The following is a 19895-nucleotide window of genomic DNA, read 5'->3' as shown; positions in this document are numbered from 1 at the left end:
AAGAAAGAGCAAAGAAGCCGGGGAGCCCCCGGCGATGGACGCAAGGGGCACGAGGTGGACGCAGCGCCTAGAGCCGGGGGTCAGTCCCTTTCAGGTCTTCCCCGTCCCCTTGCGAACCCTCGTGCCCTCTGCGTTCAGTGGCCTGCGGTCAGTCGGCCTGACGGCGCAGGAAAGCCGGGATTTCGAAGTCGTCCATGCCACCCGACGACAGCGCGTCGACCTTGGCGGCGGCCATCGTGCGGTTGGTGCGCCACACGCTGGGCACGGCCATGCCGTCGTAGTTGGGCTGGCTGCCCGAACCACCACCCGCGTGGCCCACACCGCCGAGCGTCGGCACGGTGAACGGGATGTTGTCGGTGCCGGTGCGGATCACTTCGAGCGTCGGGGCCTGGCGGCGTGCATCGGCACGCGACAGACCCGTGGCCACCACCGTGACACGCATCTGGTCGCCCAGGCTTTCGTCGTAGGCGGCGCCGTAGATCACGTGCGCGTCCGGCGAGGCGTAGGCGCGGATGGTGTTCATCGCGAGCTTCGACTCGTTCAGCTTCAGCGAACCCTTCGACGCCGTCACCAACACGAGCACGCCCTTGGCGCCCGAGAGGTCGATGCCTTCGAGCAGCGGGCAGGCCACGGCCTGTTCGGCGGCGATGCGCGCGCGGTCCGGGCCTGCTGCGGCAGCGGTGCCCATCATGGCCTTGCCGGGTTCGCCCATCACGGTGCGCACGTCTTCGAAGTCGACGTTCACGCCGCCGTACTCGTTGATGATTTCCGAGATGCCGCCCACGGCGTTCTTCAGCACGTCGTTGGCGTGCGCGAAGGCTTCGTCTTGCGTGATGTCTTCACCGAGCACGTCCAGCAGCTTCTCGTTGAGCACGACGATCAGCGAGTCGACGTTGGCTTCGAGTTCGGCCAGGCCGGCGTCGGCGTTGGTCATGCGACGGCCGCCTTCCCAGTCGAAGGGCTTGGTCACCACACCCACGGTGAGGATGCCCATTTCCTTGGCCACGCGCGCGATCACGGGTGCGGCGCCGGTGCCGGTGCCGCCGCCCATGCCGGCCGTGATGAACAGCATGTGCGCGCCGTCGATGGCGGCGCGGATGTCGTCCACTGCGGCTTCGGCCGCGTCACGGCCCTTCTCGGGCTTGCTGCCGGCGCCCAGGCCGCTGATGCCCAGCTGGATGTTCTTGTGCGCGTTGCTGCGTTGCAGGGCTTGCGCGTCGGTGTTGGCGCAAACGAACTGCACGCCTTGCACACCACGCTCCATCATGTGGGCGACCGCATTGCCACCGCCGCCGCCGACACCGATCACCTTGATCTGCGTGCCCTGGTTGAATTCTTCGACTTCGATCATTTCGATGGTCATTTCTAACTCCTTGAATATTGCAGTTGCCGTTATGTGTCTATGAATATTTCTTCTGCCGTGACGTGATCAACGGGATCGCCGTCGCGATGGTGGACCGGTGCGTCGCCATCGCTCGTTGAAATGCAGCGGAGGGCCCGCGCGTGCGAGCCAGAGTGGGGAGTGGTTCATGGTCAGAAGTTCCCCACGATGAAGTCCTTGAAACGTCCGAACGCAGTCTTTACGGACCCGTTCTTCTGTGCGACCTTGAAGCCACGCATGCGTGCAAAACGTGCCTCCTCGAGCAGGCCCATCACGGTGGCCGCGCGCGGCTGCGCCACCATGTCCGAGAGCGCGCTCGAGTACTTCGGAATGCCGCGGCGCACGGGCTTGAGGAAGATGTCTTCACCGAGCTCGACCATGCCGGGCATGACGGCGCTGCCGCCCGTGAGCACCACGCCCGACGACAGCACTTCCTCGTAGCCCGACTCGCGCACCACCTGCTGCACCAGCGAGAAGATTTCTTCGATGCGCGGCTCGATCACGCCGGCAAGCGCCTGCTTGCTCAACATGCGCGGGCCGCGATCGCCAAGGCCGGGGACTTCGACCTGCGATTCAGGGTCGGCCAGCAGCTGCTTGGCGTAGCCGTGCTCGACCTTGATGTCCTCCGCGTCCTTGGTGGGCGTGCGCAGGGCCATCGCGATGTCGCTCGTGATGAGGTCGCCCGCGATCGGGATCACGGCCGTGTGGCGGATCGCGCCGTTGGTGAAGATCGCCACGTCGGTGGTGCCCGCGCCGATGTCGACCAGCACCACGCCCAGTTCGCGCTCGTCTTCGGTGAGCACCGCCTGGCTCGAGGCCAGCGGGTTCAGCATCAGCTGGTCGACCTCCAGGCCGCAGCGGCGCACGCACTTGATGATGTTCTCGGCCGCGCTCTGCGCGCCGGTCACGATGTGCACCTTGGCCTCCAGGCGCATGCCGCTCATGCCGATCGGCTCCTTCACGTCCTGGCCGTCGATCACGAACTCCTGCGGCTCCACCAGCAACAGGCGCTGGTCGCTCGAGATATTGATGGCGCGCGCCGTCTCGACCACGCGGGCCACGTCGGCGGGCGTGACTTCCTTGTCCTTCACCGCCACCATGCCGCTCGAATTGATGCCGCGGATGTGGCTGCCGGTGATACCGGTGTAGACGCGGCTGATCTTGCAGTCGGCCATCAGCTCGGCTTCTTTCAGCGCCTGCTGGATGCTCTGCACGGTGGCGTCGATGTTCACCACGACGCCGCGCTTGAGGCCGTTGCTGGGCGCGATGCCCAGCCCGGCCAGCTTGAGCTCGCCGCCTTGCAGCACCTCGGCCACGACCACCATCACCTTGGCGGTTCCGATGTCCAGGCCTACGACCAGGTCTTTGTATTCTTTGGGCATGTAGATGTCCTCGGTATTCGCTACTTGATTTTTCTTGGGGCCTCGGGCGAGACCGTGGTGACGCCGCGCAGCCGCAGGGCATACGCGTCGTTGTGGCGCAGATCGGCGCGTTCGACGTCGGCCACCGTGCGGCGGTACTGGCCCGCGACCTGCGTCACGGTCTTCAGGAACCGCTGCAGGCGCGCCGACACCTCGTCGCTCTGGCCGCGGCCGAGCTCGATCTCGGCCCCGCTGTCCAGCAGCACCTTCCAGCTGCCGCGGCTGGACAGCCGCAGCTCGGCGATGTCGAAGTCGTAGGGCTCGAACATCGGCGCGAGCACGCGGTACATGCCCAGCACCTGCCCGGCCTGCTCGATCGGGCCGTCCAGACGCGGCAGGTCGGCATCGACCTCGGCCACGTTGGCCTCGAACACGTCGCCGAAACCGTTGATCAGCTTGGAGCCGGCCTCGTCGCCCCACACCGCCACCGGCACCTGCTCGGTGAGCGTCACGCGCAGCTTGTTCGGGAACTCGCGCCGCACCACCGCGCTGCGCACCCACGGCACCGTCTCGAAGGCGGTGCGCGCACGCGCCAGGTCGATGGTGAAGAAGTTGCCCTTGAGCTGCGGCGCCACGTTGGCGCGCAGCGTGACCGCGTTGTTGTGCGTGACCTCGCCGTCCACCTTGATGCCCGAGATCGGGAAGAAAGGCTGGCGCAGCACCCACCACGCGCTCGCCGCCAGCAGCATGAGCGCCACCAGCACGAACGCAACGTTCGCGACGATGTTCATCAGCTTGACGTCGAAGGGAGCGGGGATGCTGTCGGCCATGGCTTAGTTCGCGCCTCCCTTGGCATCGAGTGCGGCCGAAGCCAGCACGCGCACGCACAGCTCTTCGTAGGGAATGCCCGCCGCGCGCGCCGACATCGGCACCAGCGAATGGCTGGTCATGCCGGGCGAGGTGTTCATCTCGAGCAGGAAAGGCTTGCGGTCGCTGGCGCGGATCATCACGTCGGCGCGGCCCCAGCCGCGGCAGCCGAGCGTGTGGTATGCGGCCAGCGTGATGCGCTGGATCTCGCGTTCCTCGGCTTCGGGCAGGCCGCTCGGGCACTGGTATTTCACGTCGTCGGTGAAGTACTTGTTCTGGTAGTCGTAGGCGCCCTCGGGCGCGGCGATGCGTACCACCGGCAGCGCGCGCGCGTCCAGGCCCTGGCCGAGCACGGCGCAGGTGACTTCCTCGCCGTCGATGAACTCCTCGCACAGCACGTCGGCGTCGAACTTCGCCGACAGCGCCACGGCGTCCTGCATCTGCGAATAGCCCTCGACCTTGGTCACGCCGATGGACGAGCCCTCGCGCGGCGGCTTCACGATCAGCGGCAGGCCGAGCACGTCGGGCACCACCATGATCTGCTCGCGGCTTTGCTGGTCGAAGGCCAGGCGCACGTACTTGGGCGTGGGCAGGCCGTCGGCCTGCCAGATGCGCTTGGTCATGACCTTGTCCATGGCCACGCTCGAGGCCATCACGCCCGAGCCGGTGTAGGGAATGCCGAGCAGCTCGAGCGCGCCCTGCACGGTGCCGTCTTCGCCGTGGCGACCATGCAGCGCGACGAAGCAGCGCGCGAAGCCTTCGCGCTTCAGGTCGGTGAGTTCGCGCTCCGACGGGTCGAAGGCATGCGCGTCGACGCCGCGCGAACGCAGGGCCTGCAGCACGCCGGCGCCGGACATCAGCGACACCTCGCGTTCGGCGGAACTGCCGCCGAACAGCACGGCCACCTTGCCGAAAAGTTGTGGATCCTGAAGGCTCACGCGGCCCTCCCCTTGCGCGCAGTGCGCTCTGAAGTTGTTGATGAGGGTGCGGGCGGCGTGCCGAGTTCGACCACCTTGCCCGGCACCGCGCCGATGGAGCCCGCGCCCATGCACAGCACCACGTCGTCCGCGCGGGCGTTGTCCAGGATGGCCTGCGGCATGGCGACGATGTCGTCCACGAACACCGGCTCGACCTTGCCGGCCACGCGCAGCGCGCGCGCCAGCGTGCGGCCGTCGGCGGCCACGATGGGCGCTTCGCCCGCGGCATAGACCTCGCCCAGCAAGACCGAATCGGCCGTGCCGATGACCTTCACGAAGTCCTCGAAGCAGTCGCGCGTGCGGGTGTAGCGGTGCGGCTGGAAGGCCAGCACCAGCCGGCGGCCCGGGAAGGCGCCGCGCGCGGCCGCGATGGTGGCCGCCATCTCGACCGGGTGATGCCCGTAGTCGTCGATGACGGTGAAGGTGCCGCCGACCGTGTCGTTCGGCACGGCCACGTCGCCGTAGCTCTGGAAGCGGCGGCCCACGCCCTTGAAGCCGGCGAGGCCGCGTTGCACCGCTTCGTCGGCAATGCCGAGCTCGACCGCCATGGCGATCACCGACAGCGCGTTGCGCACGTTGTGCTCGCCCGGCAGGTTCAGCACGATGGGCAGGTCGGGCAGCGTCACGCCGTTGCGGCGCTGCGCGGTGAAATGCATCTGGCCGCCGACGGCGCGCACGCCGATGGCGCGCACCTGGGCGTCCTCGCCGAAGCCGTAGCTGGTGACCGGGCAGGTCACGTCGGCCACGATCTCGCGCACCGCCGGATCGTCGGTGCAGAGAATGGCCACGCCGTAGAACGGCATGCGGTGCAGGAAATCGACGAAGGCTTTCTTCAGCTTCGCGAAGTCGTGCCCGTAGGTCTCCATGTGGTCGGCGTCGATGTTCGTGACCACCGCCATCACGGGCAGCAGGTTCAGGAACGAGGCGTCCGACTCGTCGGCCTCGACCACGATGTAGTCGCCGCTGCCCAGCTGCGCGTTGGCGCCGGCGCTGTTCAGGCGCCCGCCGATCACGAAGGTCGGGTCGAGCCCGGCGGCCTCGAGCACGCTCGCGGCCAGGCTGGTGGTGGTGGTCTTGCCGTGCGTGCCGGCAATGGCGATGCCCTGCTTCAGGCGCATCAACTCCGCGAGCATCAGCGCGCGCGGCACGACCGGAATGCGCTTCTCACGCGCGGCCAGCACCTCGGGGTTGTCCGACTGCACGGCGGTGGAGGTGACGACCGCGTCCGCGCCGTCGATGTGCGCGGCGGCATGGCCCACGAAGGTGCCGATGCCCAGGCCCGCGAGGCGGCGCAGCGTGGCGCTGTCGGACAGGTCGGAGCCGGTGATCCTGTAGCCCAGGTTCAGCAGCACCTCGGCGATGCCGCTCATGCCGGAGCCGCCGACGCCGACGAAGTGGATGTGACGGATCGCGTGCTTCATTTCGCAAGCTCCTCGCAGGCGCGGACGACCGCGTCCACTGCTTCGGTCTTCTGCAGAGTCTTGGCCTTGGTGGCCCGGTCGATCAAGGTCGCGCGTTCGGTTTTCTGTAGCAAATCAGCCAGCAATTCAGGGGTGAGGTCGGTCTGTTGCACCAGCCAGCCGCCGCCCGCGTCCACGAGGAAGCGCGCGTTGGTGGTCTGGTGGTCGTCGACCGCCGAGGGGAAAGGCACGAACAGCGCTGCTGCGCCGACGGCCGCGATTTCGGTGACGGTGCTGGCGCCCGCGCGCGCGACGATGAGGTCGGCCTCGGCGTACGCCTGCGCGGTGTCGTCGATGAAAGGCGTGAGTTCGCCCTCGACGCCGGCCGCCGCATAGTTGGCGCGCAGCTCGTCGATCTGCTTGGCGCCGCTCTGGTGCAGCACCTGCGGACGCGCGTCGGGCGCGATGCGTGCCAGCGCCTGCGGCACGACGGTGTTGAGCGCACGCGCGCCCAGGCTGCCGCCGACCACCAGCAATTTGAGCGGTCCCGTGCGGCCCGCGAAACGCTCGGCCGGTGCCGGCTGCGACGTGAACGCCGCGCGCAGCGGATTGCCCACCCACTGTGCCTTCTTCAGCACGTTCGGGAAGGCCGTGAACACGCGGTCGGCCACGCCCGCCAGCACCTTGTTGGCGAGGCCGGCCACCGAGTTCTGCTCGTGCAGCACCAGCGGCTTGCCCATCAGCACGCCCATCATCCCGCCCGGGAAGGTGATGTAGCCGCCCAGGCCCACCAGCACGTCGGGCTTCACGCGGCGCACCACGGCCAGGCTCTGCCAGAAGGCACGCAGCAGCTTCAGCGGCAGCAGGAACAAGGTGAGCGGACCCTTGCCACGCACGCCGCCGAACTGCACCGGCTCGAAGGCGAAGCCGCGCGGGGGCACGAGTTTTTCTTCCATGCTGCCGGGCGCGCCCAGCCAGTGCACGCGCCAGCCGCGCTCGCGCAGGGCCTCGGCCACCGCGAGACCCGGGAAGATGTGGCCGCCTGTGCCGCCGGCCATGACGAGTGCCGTACGGCCGGTCATACGCGACCTCCCCGCATCAGCACACGGTTCTCATAGTCGATGCGCAGCACGACCGCCAACGCCACGAGGTTCATCAAAATCGCCGAGCCGCCGAAGCTCATCAGCGGCAACGTCAGGCCCTTGGTCGGCAGTGCGCCCAGGTTCACGCCCATGTTGATGAAGGCCTGGAAGCCCATCCACACGCCCACGCCCTGCGCCACGAGGCCCGAGAACACGCGGTCGAGCGCGATCGCCTGGCGGCCGATGTGCATGATCCGGCGCGTGAGCCAGAGGAACATGCCGATGATCAGCAGCACGCCGACCAGGCCGAACTCTTCGCCAATCACGGCCAGCAAGAAGTCGGTGTGCGCTTCGGGCAGCCAATGCAGCTTCTCGACGCTGCCGCCCAGGCCCACGCCGAAGACCTCGCCGCGGCCGATGGCGATCAGCGAGTGCGACAGCTGGTAGCCCTTGCCCAGTGCGTGCTCTTCGCTCCACGGATCGAGGTACGCAAAGATGCGCTCGCGACGCCACGGGCTGCTCGCCACGATGGAGCCGAAGGCCACCACCACCAGCGTCGCGATCACGAAGAACATGCGCGCGTTCACGCCGCCCAGGAACAGGATGCCCATGGCGATCACGGCGATCACCATGAAGGCGCCCATGTCGGGCTCGGCCATCACCAGCATGCCGACCACCACCACCGCGATGCCCATCGGCAGCACGGCGCGGAAGAAGCGTTCCTTGATCTCCATCTTGCGCACCATGTAGCTGGCGGCATAGAGCACCATCGCGAATTTGGCCAGCTCCGACGGCTGGAAGCGCATGAAGCCCATCGGCAGCCAGCGGCGCGCGCCGTTCACGTTGATGCCGATGTGCGGAATGAGCACCGCCACCAGCAGCAGCAGCGAAGCCACGAAGAGCCAGGGCGCGACGCGCTCCCAGGTCTTCATGGGGACCTGGAAGGTCAGCAACGCGGCGATGAAGGCGATGACCAGCGAAGCCGCGTGCCGCGTGAGGAAGTACGAGGCGCTGTAGCCGGCGCGTGCGAAGCGCGGGTTGTCGGGCAGCGCGATCGAGGCCGAATACACCATGATCAGGCCCCAGGTCATCAGCGCGACCGTGACCCAGACCAGCGCCTGGTCGAAACCCAGCACGCGCATCGGCGTGGCCTTGGTCTGCGCGATGCCGGCGCCGCCCAGCCGCACGGGCAGGTGCACGGGCAGCGAATCCATGCCGCTGCGGGCGCGCCGGAACCAGCCGCCGAAACGGCTGCCGGTGCGGGTTTCCTGTGTGGCGCCCGGGGCTGCGGAGTTCAAATCGGGTCCTCCATCGATCCGGCGGTGGACAGCGAAGCTTGCGGGGCGTACGACACCACCGCGTCGTCGCCACCCACGGCCTCGCGCGGGCTGTCGGCGTAGGCCTCGACGGCCTCGCAGAACACCTCGGCGCGGTGCGCGTAGTCCTTGAACATGTCGAAGCTCGCACAGGCCGGTGACAGCAGCACGGCATCGCCGGGGTGGGCGCGTGCGGCGGCGAGCTTCACGGCTTCTTCCATCGAGCCCGCGTGCTTCAGCGACACGCCGGTGGAGGCCAGCGCAGCCTCGATCAGCGGGGCGTCGCGGCCGATGAGCACGACGGCGCGCGCGTACTGGCGCACGGGGTCGGCCAGCGGCTCGAAGTCCTGGCCCTTGCCTTCGCCGCCGAGGATCACGACCACGCGGCGCTCCTCGCCGAGGCCGCTCAATGCAGCCACGGTGGCGCCGACGTTGGTGCCCTTGCTGTCGTCGAAGAACTCGACCTCGTCCACGATGGCGATCGGCTCGACGCGGTGCGGCTCGCCGCGGTACTCGCGCAGGCCGTAGAGCATCGGGCCCAGCGGGCAGTCGGCGGCGCTGGCGAGCGCGAGCGCGGCCAGGGCGTTCATGGCGTTGTGTCGGCCGCGGATGCGCAGTGCGTCGGCGGGCATGAGGCGCTGGAAGAAGATTTCTTCTTCGACCACCGCGCCGCGCTTGCGCTTCTGCGTTTCGTCGGCTTCCAGCGCGCGCACCAGCCAGGCCACGCCGTTGATGCGCTCGATGCCGTAGTCGCCGGGACGCAGCGGCATCGCACCGCCGAAGGTGACGTGGGCGCGGATCTGCGGACGCTGCAGCTTCACGCGGACGGGCGGCGGCAGCATGGCCATCACGCCCGCGTCGTCGCGGTTCAGGATCAACAGACCCTTGGCGCCAAAGATGCGCGCCTTGGCAGCGGCATACGCCGGCATGTCGCCATGCCAGTCGAGGTGGTCCTGCGTGAGGTTGAGCACGGTCGCGGCCGTGGGCTCGAAGCCCTGCACGCCGTCGAGTTGGAAGCTCGAGAGTTCGAGCACCCACACCTCGGGCAGCGTGTCGGCGTCGATGTGCGCGGCCAGCGTGTCGAGCAGCGTGGGGCCGATGTTGCCGGCCACGGCCACGGTCTTGCCCGCGCGCTCGACCAGCTGGCCGGTGAGCGAGGTGACGGTGGTCTTGCCGTTGGTGCCGGTGACCGCGAGCACGGCCGGTGTGTAACCCTTGGGCGCTTCGGGTTCGGGCTCGGGCACGAGCACCATCTGGGGCGTGTCTTCCTCGACCGCGGCCGACGCCGGGTTGGTGGCAGACAGCTCGGCGATCGTGGCGACGAACGCGGCGGCTTCGCGCGCCGCGGTGGGCACGTAGGGCTTGCCGGGGGGCGGGAGCCGGGAGAGGCTGGCGGCGGACGCGGGTGCGGGCGGCGCATCGGGTGCGTCGCCGGTGGCGGCCGGTGCTGCGCCGTCTTCCGTGGCGGCGTCTTCGGCGACGACGTCTTCGGTCGGCGGCGTCACCGGGACGCTCAGCGATGCATCGCGCGGCATGGCTTCGGCCATGGCGGGCGGCGTGGGTTCGGCGGCTTCGGTCGGTTCGACGGGTTCGGCTTCTGCGGCAGTCGCATCGATTGGCAGTGCGGCTTCGGTCGGCTCGGCGACCACGGCCTCCGTGGGTGCAGCGGCCTCGGTCGCCTCAACAGCGTCGACGGGCGCAGCCGCTTCGGGCTCGCCTTCGACAACCGCAGCAGCCTCCGGCGCAGGCACTTCCGGCGTCTCGACCACCACAGCATCCGCCACAGGCGCTTCTTCGCTCAAGGCCAGCTCGGCCTGAGCAGGCGTTTCAACGACAGGTTCGGCGGCGGCGGTTTCAGCCGGCACGTCAGCTTCGGCCTCCACCACCGGCACCTCGACCGTCCGCAGGTCGAGCAGCGCACGCGCGAACAGGTCCAGCTCACCGCCGACCACGAGGCCCACTGCCTTGGCGGCATCGACGACCGGCGCCTGCGTCGCGGGCGACAGGCCCGGCGAGCGGTACACCGCGCGGATCGGCGTGCCTTCGACCAGCGCGGCCGTGAACGGCCCGCCGATGAACGAGACATCGGGCAGCTCGGCCTGCAGCGTCGCCAGCGAAGCCGGCGCCTCGCGCGTGTCGGCCACGGTCACGACCGCGCCGTGGCGCGCGCACCAGCGCGCCATCGCCAGCCCGGACGCGCCGAGGCCGAGGATGAGAACGGGGAGGTCTTTCAGGTGCCGCATGGTTGTGTGGTTACCGCAGCTTCAGCGTCGACAGGCCGATGAGGCACAGCAGCATCGTGATGATCCAGAAGCGCACGACGACCTGCGTCTCGCGCCAGCCGCTCTTCTCGAAGTGGTGGTGCAGCGGCGCCATCTTGAGCACGCGACGGCCTTCGCCATAGCGCTTCTTCGTGTACTTGAAGTACATGACCTGTGCCATCACCGAGATCGCCTCGACCACGAAGATGCCGCCCATGATGAAGAACACGATCTCCTGGCGCACGATGACTGCGATGGTGCCCAGCGCGCCGCCCAGCGCCAGCGCACCCACGTCGCCCATGAAGACCTGCGCCGGATGGGTGTTGAACCAGAGAAAGGCCAGCCCCGCACCGGCCATCGCCGAGCAGAACACCAGCAGCTCGCCCGAACCCGGGATGTTGGGGAACAGCAGGTACTTGGAGTACACCGCGCTGCCCGTGACGTAGGCGAACACGCCCAGCGCCGAGCCCACCATCACCACCGGCATGATCGCCAGGCCATCGAGGCCATCCGTGAGGTTCACGGCGTTGCTCGCGCCCACGATCACGAGGTACGTGAGGATGACGAAGCCGATGCCGCCCAGCGGGTAGCTCACTTCCTTGAAGAAGGGCACCAGCAGGTTGATCTTGGGCGGAAAGTCGAGGTCGAAGCCCGAGCGCACCCAGGCGTAGAACAGCTCGAGCACGCGCCAGTTGGAGCTCTCGGAAATGCTGAACAGCAGGTAGAAGCCCGCGAGCAGGCCGACCAGCGATTGCCAGAAATACTTCTCGCGCGAGCGCATGCCTTCGGGGTCCTTGCGCACCACCTTGCGCCAGTCGTCGACCCAGCCGATGGCGCCGAAGCCCATCGTCACCCACAGCACGATCCACACGAAGCGGTTCGAGATGTCGAACCACAGCAAGGTGGCGAAGGCGATGGCGAACAGCACCAGCACGCCGCCCATGGTGGGCGTGCCGCTCTTGGTCAGGTGCGTTTCCATGCCGTAGCCGCGGATCGGCTGGCCGATCTTGAGTGCGGCGAGGCGACGAATCACATAGGGGCCGGCCACCAGGCCGACCACGAGCGCGGTCAGCGCGGCCATCAGCGCGCGGAACGTGAGGTAGTTGAAAACGCGCAAGAACCCGAACTCGGGCGACAGCGTCTGCAGCCATTGGGCCAGGGACATCAGCATGGTGTGTTGCGCGGCTCATGCGTCATGGCCGGCCTCCTTTTGTTGTTGTGCTTCGATCGCCTGCACCACGCGCTCCATCTTCATGAAGCGCGACCCCTTGACCAGCACGCTGCCCAGCTGCGGCAGGCGGGCGAGCACGGCCGCGCGGAGCGTGTCGAAATCGTCGAAATGGCGTCCATCGACACCATCGTTGTTGTTGAAAGCCGTCGCCGCGTGCACGGTCTCGCCGCCCAGCGTGTAGACGGCGTCGAGGCCGCGCTGGCGCGCCCAGGCGCCGACCTCGGCGTGGAACTCCGGCGAGCGGTCGCCGACCTCGCCCATCTCGCCGAGCACCAGCAGGCGTGGCGCGGGCAGGCCGGTGAGCACGTCGATGGCGGCAATCACCGAGTCGGGGTTGGCGTTGTAGCTGTCGTCGACCAGCGTGAGCGCGTGCCCGCCGGGCAGCACGATCTCGCTGGCGCGCGAACGGCCCTTGACCGGCTCGAAGGCCGACAGGCCCGCGGCGATGGTGTCGAGCGACACGCCGGCGGCCAGCGCGCAGGCGGTGGCGGCGAGCGCGTTGCCCACGTTGTGGCGGCCCGCGATGTGCAGGCGCGCATCGAAGGCACCCAGCGGCGTGCGCACACGAACGCGCCAGGCGCCCTGCTGCCATTCGGCGCTGTCGAGCGAAATGTCGGCGTCGGCGTGCTCGCCGAAGGTCAGGCAGCGGCGCGAACCGCTCTGGCGTGCCAGGTCGGTCCACAGCGAGGTGAAGGTGTCGCCGTAGGGGAACACGGCGGTGCCGTCGTCGGGCAGTTCGGCGAACACGGCGGCGTTCTCGATGGCGACCGCCTCGACGCTGGCCATGAACTCCTGGTGCTCGCGCTGCGCGTTGTTGACCAGCGCGATGGTCGGGCGCGACATGGCGGCCAGCCGCGCGATCTCGCCCGGGTGGTTCATGCCGAGTTCGAGCACCGCCAGCTGGTGCTGCGCGCGCAGGCGCATCAGCGTGAGCGGCACGCCGATCTCGTTGTTGAAGTTGCCGGCCGTGGCCAGCGCGCGGTCGGCGCGGAAAGCCGCGAGCACGGCCGCGATCATCTGCGTGACCGTGGTCTTGCCGTTGCTGCCGGTGACGGCGATCAGCGGCAGCTGGAACTGCGCGCGCCAGCCGGCGCCCAGCGCACCGAGCGCGATGAGCGAGTCGGACACCTCGAGGCCGGCAAGGCCCGCGGCTTCGAGGCCGCCGTGCGCAATGGCGGCCACGGCGCCCTGCTTCTTCGCGTCGGCCAGGAAGTCGTTGGCGTCGAAGCGCTCGCCCTTGAGCGCGACGAACAGGTCGCCGGCGGCCAGGGTGCGGGTGTCGGTGTGGACGCGCGCGATCATGGTGGCCGGGTCGCCCACGAGGCGCGACCCCGGCACCCATTGCTGCGCCTGTGCCAGCGTGAGGTTGAGCGGTGTCGAGACGGGCGTGGCCATGGCGGTCATGCGGCACCCCGCTTCGCGAGCGCGTCGAGCGCGTGGGTCTTGTCGGAGAACGGCAGGCGCTGGCCGGCGATCTCCTGCCACTCTTCGTGGCCCTTGCCGGCGATCAGCACCACGTCTTGGGGTGCCGCCTGGGCGATGGTTTCGGCGATGGCGCGCGCGCGGTCGACCTGCACGCGCGCCGCCTCGACGCGCGTGAAGCCGCGCAGCGCCTGGCTGATGATGGCGTCGGGGTTCTCGTTGCGCGGGTTGTCGCTGGTGAGCACGACGTGGTCGGCCTGCCGTTCGGCGACGGCCGCCATAAGCGGGCGCTTGATCGGGTCGCGGTTGCCGCCGCAGCCGAACACGCACCAGAGCGCACCGCCGCGTTGCTTGGCCAGCGGGCGCAGGCCGGCGAGGGCCTTGTCGAGGGCGTCGGGCGTGTGGGCGTAGTCGACCACGGCCAGCGGTGCACCGTCGGTCGGCTGCACGCGGTCCATGCGGCCCGGCACGCTGCTGAGGTGGGCGCAGGCGGCCACGGCCTGTGCGAGCGTGAGGCCCAGCGCGCGCAGGGTGCCGAGCACGCCGAGCAGGTTGGCGACGTTGTACTGGCCGATCAGCCCGGTGGCGAGCCGCTCGGCCGGCGCCGTGCTGCCGTGCTCGGCCACGGTGAACTGCAGGCCCTGCGCGTCGTAGCCGATGTCACGTGCCACCAGCCGCGCGGGCTTGCCGGCGGCCGAGACGGTCCAGACGTCGAGCGCGCCGATGCCGGCGTCGAGCAGGTTGGCGCACAGGCTGGCGCCGTGCATGTCGTCGATGTTGATCACCGCGGCGCGCAGGCCGGGCCAGCGGAACAGCTCGGCCTTGGCCTGCCAGTAGGCGTCCATGCTGCCGTGGTAGTCGAGGTGGTCCTGCGTGAAATTGGTGAACACGGCGACCGCGATGCGGCAGCCGTCGAGCCGGCGCTCGGCGATGCCGATCGACGAGGCCTCGATCGCGCAGGCGCCGAAGCCCTCGGTGACGAAGTCGCGCAGCGCGCGCTGCAGCATCACGGGGTCGGGCGTGGTCAGGCCGGTGTAGGTGAGCGCGGGCGGCACGCCGATGCCCAGGGTGCCGACCACGGCGCAGGGCGACGGGGCGCCGCGCTCGGTGGTGCCGTCGGGTCGCATGGCGCGCACGCCGCCGGCCGCGCGCAGCGTGGACAGCGATTCGGCCAGCCACCACGCGGTGGAGGTCTTGCCGTTGGTGCCGGTCACGGCCAGCAGGTCGAGCTGCGCCGAGGGGTTGTCGTAGAAGGCGGCGGCGATCGGGCCGGTGGCGGCCTTGAGGCCGGGGTAGCTCACGATGCGCTCGTCGCCGTCGAAACCGAAGGCGTCCACGCCCTCGTGCTCGACCAGGCAGGCCACGGCGCCCTGCGCCAGTGCAGCCGCCACGTGCTGGCGGCCGTCGGTCGCGGCGCCGGGCCAGGCGATGAAGGCATCGCCCGGGCCGACCGCACGGCTGTCGGCGAGCAGCGCGCCCTGCACGCGCTCCTTGAGCCAGAACGCGGCGGTGGTGGGGGAAGTGAGTGTCAGCATGTCAGAAGCTCTCGGGGACGTCTTGCGTCTGCACGAGGGGTTTGACCGCCAGATCGGGCGGGACGTTCATCATGCGCAGGGTCTGCTGCACGACTTCGCTGAACACCGGCGCCGCGGCGAGGCCGCCGAAATACTGGCCGTCGGTCGGCTCGTCGATCATCACCGCGACGATGATGCGCGGCTTCTCGATGGGCGCCATGCCGGTGAACCAGGCGCGGTACTTGTTGCTGGCGTAACCCTTGCCGACCTGCTTGTGGGCCGTGCCCGACTTGCCGCCGACCGAGTAGCCCACGGTTTGCGCGCGCGTGCCGGTGCCGCCCGGGCCGGCGGCCATCTGCAGCATCTTGCGCACGGCGAGCGCGTTGGACGGCGAGAACACGCGCACGCCGACCGGCGGCTCGGCGTTCTTCAGGATAGTGACCGGAATGAGCGAGCCGTCGTGCGCGAACGAGGTGTACGAATGCGCCATCTGGAACAGCGACGCCGACAGGCCGTAGCCGTAGGCCATGGTCGCCTGCTCGACCGGCTTCCAGGTCTTCCACGGGCGCAGCCGGCCCGTCACGGCGCCGGGAAACTGGATCTGCGGCTTCTGGCCGTAGCCCAGCGCGGTGTAGGTGTCCCACATCTCGTGGGGCGTCATCTTCTGGGCGATCTTGAGCGCGCCCACGTTGCTCGACTTCTGGATCACGCCCTCGACCGTCAGCGAGCCGTAGTTGTGGGTGTCGCTGATGGTGAAGCCGCCGAGCTGGTAACGCCCGGGCGCGGTGTCGATGATGGTCGAGGGCTTCACGCGGCCGGCCTCCAGCGCCATCGCCACGGTGATGGGCTTCATGGTCGAGCCGGGCTCGAAGGTGTCGGTGAGCGCGCGGTTGCGCAGCTGCTCGCCCGTGAGGTTCTGGCGCTTGTCGGGCACGTAGCTCGGGTAGTTGGCCAGCGCCAGCACCTCGCCGGTGGTGCTGTCGAGCACCACCACGCTGCCGGCCTTGGCACGGCGCGCCGTCACGGCGTCGCGCAGCTTCTGGTAGGCGAAGAACTGCACCTTGCTGTCGATGCTGAGCTGGATGTCGCGGCCTTCGACCGGCGGCACCTGCTCGCCCACGCCCTCGACCACGCGGCCCAGCCGGTCCTTGATGACGCGGCGCGAGCCGGCCTTGCCGGCCAGCTCCTTGTTGAACCCCAGCTCGATGCCTTCCTGGCCGTTGTCTTCCACGTTGGTGAAGCCCACCACGTGCGCCGCGGCCTCGCCCTCGGGGTACTGGCGCTTGTATTCCTTGCGCTGGTAGATGCCCTTGAGGTTGAGCGCGGCGATCTGCTTGGCGATGGGCTCGTCGACCTGGCGCTTGATCCAGACGAAGGTCTTGTCTTCGTCTTCGAGCTTCTTGTCGAAGTCCTTCTGCGGCATGCCGAGCAGCTTGGCCACCTGCTTGAGCTTGGCGCGCACCTCGGGGTCGTCGCGCTCCACGTCTTCGGGAATGGCCCAGATGCTGGGCGCCACCACGCTGGAGGCGAGGATGAGCCCGTTGCGATCGAGGATGCGGCCGCGGTTGGCCGGCAGCTCCAGCGTGCGCGCAAAGCGCACTTCGCCCTGGCGCTGGAAGAAGCTGTTGTTGAAGACCTGCACGTACGCGGCCCGCCCCGCCAGCATGACGAAGCCGAAGGCGATGCCGGCGACGATGAACTTGCTGCGCCACACCGGCGTCTTGCTCGCGAGCAAGGGGCTGGTGGTGTAGCGCACGCTGCGGTTGCCGCGGCTCATCGGGCAGGCCTCGCGGTGGCGGCGCCGGGCTTGGGCGGCGTGGTGGGCGGCAGCGGTGCGATGGCCGGGATCACCGAGCCGTCGGGGCGCACGTACTGCGTGATGGCCGGCGAGGCCGTGCGCATCTGCAGCTGCTCTTTGGCGAGCTTCTCCACGCGCAGCGGCGTGGCCTGCGCGCGCTTTTCCACCTGCAGGCGGTCATGCTCGGTTTCGAGCTTGCGCGTCTCCTGCTGGGCGCGGTCGAACTCCGTGTAGAGCTGGCGCGACTGGTACTGGGTGTGCACAAGGTACAAAGCCGTCGCAATGACGGCCAGCAGAAGGAGCAGGTTGATCCGCGCCATGGCTACCCGGCCTCCGTGCGTTCGGCCACCCGAAGGATGGCGCTGCGCGAGCGCGGGTTGCCGCGCACTTCTTCTTCGGACGGCTTGATGCGCTCGAGCGCGTGCAGCTTCATCACCTTGGGCGCGGCGAAGGGCGCGCGGCGGTCGTAGACCTCCTTCGAGTGCTTGGCGATGAACTGCTTGACGATGCGGTCTTCGAGCGAATGGAAGCTGATCACCGCGAGCCGGCCGCCGGGCGCGAGCACCGACAGGCTGGCTTCTAGCGCTTGTTGCAGCTCCTCAAGCTCGGCGTTGATGAAAATCCGAAAAGCCTGAAATGTGCGCGTTGCAGGGTTCTGGCCCTGCTCGCGGGTTTTGACCGTGCCAGCCACGAGCTCGGCCAGTTCGGTGGTGGTTGAAATTGCGCCCCGTTCTTGTCTGCGAGCAACAATCGCCTTTGCAATCTGAACAGCAAACCGTTCTTCGCCATAGTCACGGATCACCTCTGCAATTTGTTGAAGTTCGGCCGTTGCCAGCCATTCGGCCACGCTCTCGCCGCGCGTGGTGTCCATGCGCATGTCGAGCGGACCGTCGAAACGGAAACTGAAGCCGCGCACCGGGTTGTCGATCTGCGGCGAACTCACGCCCAGGTCCATCAGCAAGCCGTTGACGCTGGCGTCGGGCAATTCGCCCAGCGAGCGGAATCCCTGGTGGCGGATAGAAAAACGCGCATCCGAGATGCGCGCTGCTTCGGCCACCGCTTCTGCATCCTTGTCGAATGCGATGAGCCTGCCTTCCGGCGCCAGCCGCGCGAGGATGGCGCGCGCATGTCCTCCGCGGCCGAAGGTGGCGTCCACGTACGTGCCCGTGGCTGCCGCGCTGCCGGAAAGAAGGGCTTCCACCGCCTCGTTCAACAAGACGGTCGTGTGGGTCAGGGGGGTGTTCACGGGGCTCCTCAGAACGCGAAGTCCTGAAACACATCCGGCATCTCGCCCTGGGTGGCCTCGGCCTCCTTGGCCTCGTAGGTGGCCTTGTCCCAGAGTTCGAAGTGGTTGCCCATCCCCAGCAGCAGCGTCTCGCGGTTGATGCCGGTGGCGGCGCGCAGCTCGGGCGACACCAGCACGCGGCCGGTGCCGTCCATCTCGACGTCCATCGCGTTACCGAGGAAGACGCGCTTCCACCACTGCGCCGACATCGGCAGCGCAGCAATGCGTTCGCGGAATTTTTCCCATTCGGGACGGGGGAACACCATCAGGCATCCGTGCGGATGCTTGGTGATCGTGAGCTGGCCGCCTGCCGTGGCGCTCAGGACGTCGCGATGCCGGGTCGGCACGGAGAGCCGCCCCTTGGCATCCAGACTGAGCGATGAAGCGCCTTGAAACACGACCACGAAACCCCTGTGGTGGGAGGTGCCGAGACACCCGGAAGGGGCGCTGCCCGCACTTTTTCCCACTTAACTGCACTTTTTTCCACTGTAGCAGGAAACACTTGCGACGCAACTGGGGCTCGGGGGTATTTTTTGTAATGGAATCAACGACTTAGCGCCGATTTCCAAAGCTGGAAATCGGCGAATTGTGTTGAAAATGAAGTACTTAGCTCACGCAGTGAAAGTGATGCGTGAAGGACGACCCCGTTACAGGGGCCGAGGGAGGCGGCTTCAGAGGATGAAGCGCGAAAGGTCTTCGTCGTGACTTAGTGCCGCGAGGCGCTCGTCGACATAAGCGGCATCGATGCGGACCGTCTGGCCCTCGATGCGGGTGGCATCGAAGCTTACCTCATCGAGCAGGCGCTCCATCACGGTCGAGAGGCGGCGTGCGCCGATGTTCTCGGTGCGCTCGTTCACCTCGAAGGCGATGGCCGCCAGCCGCGTGATGCCGTCGGGCGCGAAGTCGAGCGTCACGCCTTCGGTGGCCAGCAGCGCCTGGTACTGCTTCACGAGCGACGCGCGGGTCTGCGTGAGGATGCTCTCGAAGTCCGACACCGAGAGCGACTGCAGCTCGACGCGGATCGGAAAGCGCCCTTGCAGCTCGGGAATGAGGTCGCTCGGCTTGCTCAGGTGGAAGGCGCCGCTCGCGATGAACAGCATGTGGTCGGTGCGCACTACGCCGTACTTGGTGGACACGGCCGTGCCTTCCACGAGCGGCAGCAGGTCGCGCTGCACGCCCTGGCGCGAGACGTCGGAGCCTTGCGCGTCGCTGCGCGTGGCGACCTTGTCGATCTCGTCGATGAACACGATGCCGTTCTGCTCGGCATTGGCAATGGCCTGCGTGCGGATCTCGTCCTCGTTGACCAGCTTGGCGGCCTCTTCGTCGATCAAGAGGCGCATCGCCTCGGCGATCTTGAGCTTGCGCGTCTTGCGCTTGCCGCCACCGAGCTGGCCGAACATGCCGCGCAGTTGCTCGGTCATTTCCTCCATGCCGGCCGGGCCCATGATCTCCAGCGGCGCACGCGTTTCGGCGAGGTCGAGCTCGATCTCCTTGTCGTCGAGCTGGTGCTCGCGCAGCTTCTTGCGGAAGGCCTGGCGCGTCGGGTTGGGGCTGTCGAGTGCGGGCGCGGCGCCGTCGGCGCCGCGCGCCGGGGGCAGCAGCGCGTCGAGGATGCGCTCCTCGGCCGCGTCTTCGGCACGGGCGCGCACCTTCACGCTTGCGGATTCGCGCGTCTGCTTGACGGCGATCTCGGCGAGGTCGCGAATGATCGAGTCGACGTCCTTGCCCACGTAGCCCACCTCGGTGAACTTGGTGGCCTCGACCTTGATGAACGGCGCGTCGGCCAGGCGGGCCAGGCGGCGCGCGATTTCGGTCTTGCCGACGCCCGTCGGGCCGATCATGAGGATGTTCTTGGGCGTGATCTCGTGGCGCAGCGAGTCGTCGACCTTCTGGCGGCGCCAGCGGTTGCGCAGCGCAATGGCCACGGCGCGCTTGGCGGCGGGCTGGCCGACGATGTGGTTGTCGAGCTCGGAGACGATTTCCTGGGGTGTCATGGACAT

16 protein-coding genes are annotated in these 19895 nt (G+C 68.4%); all 16 read right to left on the bottom strand.

The features are described from left to right. Nucleotides 1–148 precede the first annotated feature (148 nt). Nucleotides 149–1363: a cell division protein FtsZ gene (gene ftsZ / locus AC3WQM_RS13150; protein WP_062474218.1), complete on the bottom strand. Its 1215-nt coding sequence runs from the start codon at nucleotides 1361–1363 to the stop codon at nucleotides 149–151. Nucleotides 1364–1533: 170 nt separating this feature from the next. Further along, the gene (gene ftsA / locus AC3WQM_RS13145; RefSeq protein WP_056575685.1) at nucleotides 1534–2763 is read right to left on the bottom strand and encodes a cell division protein FtsA; all 1230 of its coding nucleotides are present in this window, start codon (nucleotides 2761–2763) and stop codon (nucleotides 1534–1536) included. A 20-nt stretch (nucleotides 2764–2783) separates the two neighbouring features. Further along, on the bottom strand, nucleotides 2784–3572 hold the full coding sequence (locus AC3WQM_RS13140) for a cell division protein FtsQ/DivIB (RefSeq protein ID WP_062474220.1): 789 nt from the start codon (nucleotides 3570–3572) through the stop codon (nucleotides 2784–2786). Between the two features lie 3 nt (nucleotides 3573–3575). Further along, nucleotides 3576–4547, bottom strand: coding sequence for a D-alanine--D-alanine ligase (locus AC3WQM_RS13135; protein WP_139703002.1), 972 nt, complete (start codon nucleotides 4545–4547; stop codon nucleotides 3576–3578). Then, nucleotides 4544–6007 (bottom strand): UDP-N-acetylmuramate--L-alanine ligase, encoded by a 1464-nt coding sequence (murC, locus tag AC3WQM_RS13130; protein ID WP_492679237.1) that lies wholly within the window; start codon nucleotides 6005–6007, stop codon nucleotides 4544–4546. The genes AC3WQM_RS13135 and murC overlap by 4 nt, the downstream gene beginning before the upstream one ends. Further along, nucleotides 6004–7068, bottom strand: coding sequence for an undecaprenyldiphospho-muramoylpentapeptide beta-N-acetylglucosaminyltransferase (gene murG, locus AC3WQM_RS13125; protein ID WP_492679235.1), 1065 nt, complete (start codon nucleotides 7066–7068; stop codon nucleotides 6004–6006). Before murG ends, murC begins: the two co-directional genes overlap by 4 nt. Further along, nucleotides 7065–8366: a putative lipid II flippase FtsW gene (gene ftsW / locus AC3WQM_RS13120; protein WP_492679233.1), complete on the bottom strand. Its 1302-nt coding sequence runs from the start codon at nucleotides 8364–8366 to the stop codon at nucleotides 7065–7067. Before ftsW ends, murG begins: the two co-directional genes overlap by 4 nt. Beyond that, the gene (murD, locus tag AC3WQM_RS13115; RefSeq protein ID WP_492679231.1) at nucleotides 8363–10627 is read right to left on the bottom strand and encodes a UDP-N-acetylmuramoyl-L-alanine--D-glutamate ligase; all 2265 of its coding nucleotides are present in this window, start codon (nucleotides 10625–10627) and stop codon (nucleotides 8363–8365) included. The genes ftsW and murD overlap by 4 nt, the downstream gene beginning before the upstream one ends. A 10-nt stretch (nucleotides 10628–10637) precedes the next feature. Next, complete coding sequence (mraY, locus tag AC3WQM_RS13110; protein WP_099795073.1) at nucleotides 10638–11816, bottom strand: phospho-N-acetylmuramoyl-pentapeptide-transferase; 1179 nt, start codon at nucleotides 11814–11816, stop codon at nucleotides 10638–10640. A gap of 15 nt (nucleotides 11817–11831) precedes the next feature. Beyond that, the gene (locus AC3WQM_RS13105; protein ID WP_492679790.1) at nucleotides 11832–13271 is read right to left on the bottom strand and encodes a UDP-N-acetylmuramoyl-tripeptide--D-alanyl-D-alanine ligase; all 1440 of its coding nucleotides are present in this window, start codon (nucleotides 13269–13271) and stop codon (nucleotides 11832–11834) included. 5 nt (nucleotides 13272–13276) lie between these two features. Next, nucleotides 13277–14833 carry a UDP-N-acetylmuramoyl-L-alanyl-D-glutamate--2,6-diaminopimelate ligase gene (locus tag AC3WQM_RS13100; RefSeq protein ID WP_492679229.1) on the bottom strand — a complete coding sequence of 519 codons (1557 nt, stop codon included), beginning with the start codon at nucleotides 14831–14833 and terminating at the stop codon, nucleotides 13277–13279. A gap of 1 nt (nucleotide 14834) precedes the next feature. Then, entirely contained in the window at nucleotides 14835–16589 is a 1755-nt protein-coding gene (locus tag AC3WQM_RS13095) for a peptidoglycan D,D-transpeptidase FtsI family protein (RefSeq protein ID WP_492679227.1), read from the bottom strand. Next, nucleotides 16586–16930: a cell division protein FtsL gene (ftsL, locus tag AC3WQM_RS13090; RefSeq protein WP_489059342.1), complete on the bottom strand. Its 345-nt coding sequence runs from the start codon at nucleotides 16928–16930 to the stop codon at nucleotides 16586–16588. Before ftsL ends, AC3WQM_RS13095 begins: the two co-directional genes overlap by 4 nt. Nucleotides 16931–16932: 2 nt before the next feature. After that, a complete protein-coding gene (gene rsmH / locus AC3WQM_RS13085; RefSeq protein ID WP_062474238.1) occupies nucleotides 16933–17856 on the bottom strand; it encodes a 16S rRNA (cytosine(1402)-N(4))-methyltransferase RsmH in 924 nt (307 codons plus the stop codon). Nucleotides 17857–17864: 8 nt separating this feature from the next. Next, entirely contained in the window at nucleotides 17865–18293 is a 429-nt protein-coding gene (gene mraZ, locus AC3WQM_RS13080; protein ID WP_056576192.1) for a division/cell wall cluster transcriptional repressor MraZ, read from the bottom strand. A 273-nt stretch (nucleotides 18294–18566) separates the two neighbouring features. Then, on the bottom strand, nucleotides 18567–19895 hold the full coding sequence (gene hslU / locus AC3WQM_RS13075; protein ID WP_492679225.1) for an ATP-dependent protease ATPase subunit HslU: 1329 nt from the start codon (nucleotides 19893–19895) through the stop codon (nucleotides 18567–18569).

It is taken from the genome of Variovorax sp. FW301-JW7 (assembly GCF_058788795.1).
The sequence above is the reverse complement of the archived record's forward strand: the minus strand, read 5'-3'. Positions and strand labels throughout refer to the sequence as shown.

Bases quoted from the DNA above. Each gene is read 5' to 3' on its own strand.
- ftsZ (WP_062474218.1), bottom strand. From the start codon at position 1,363: ATGACCATCGAAATGATCGAAGTCGAAGAATTCAACCAGGGCACGCAG.
- ftsA (WP_056575685.1), bottom strand. From the start codon at position 2,763: ATGCCCAAAGAATACAAAGACCTGGTCGTAGGCCTGGACATCGGAACC.
- AC3WQM_RS13140 (WP_062474220.1), bottom strand. From the start codon at position 3,572: ATGGCCGACAGCATCCCCGCTCCCTTCGACGTCAAGCTGATGAACATC.
- murC (WP_492679237.1), bottom strand. From the start codon at position 6,007: ATGAAGCACGCGATCCGTCACATCCACTTCGTCGGCGTCGGCGGCTCC.
- murG (WP_492679235.1), bottom strand. From the start codon at position 7,068: ATGACCGGCCGTACGGCACTCGTCATGGCCGGCGGCACAGGCGGCCAC.
- murD (WP_492679231.1), bottom strand. From the start codon at position 10,627: ATGCGGCACCTGAAAGACCTCCCCGTTCTCATCCTCGGCCTCGGCGCG.
- mraY (WP_099795073.1), bottom strand. From the start codon at position 11,816: ATGCTGATGTCCCTGGCCCAATGGCTGCAGACGCTGTCGCCCGAGTTC.
- AC3WQM_RS13105 (WP_492679790.1), bottom strand. From the start codon at position 13,271: ATGGCCACGCCCGTCTCGACACCGCTCAACCTCACGCTGGCACAGGCG.
- AC3WQM_RS13100 (WP_492679229.1), bottom strand. From the start codon at position 14,833: ATGCTGACACTCACTTCCCCCACCACCGCCGCGTTCTGGCTCAAGGAG.
- AC3WQM_RS13095 (WP_492679227.1), bottom strand. From the start codon at position 16,589: ATGAGCCGCGGCAACCGCAGCGTGCGCTACACCACCAGCCCCTTGCTC.
- ftsL (WP_489059342.1), bottom strand. From the start codon at position 16,930: ATGGCGCGGATCAACCTGCTCCTTCTGCTGGCCGTCATTGCGACGGCT.
- hslU (WP_492679225.1), bottom strand. From the start codon at position 19,895: ATGTCCATGACACCCCAGGAAATCGTCTCCGAGCTCGACAACCACATC.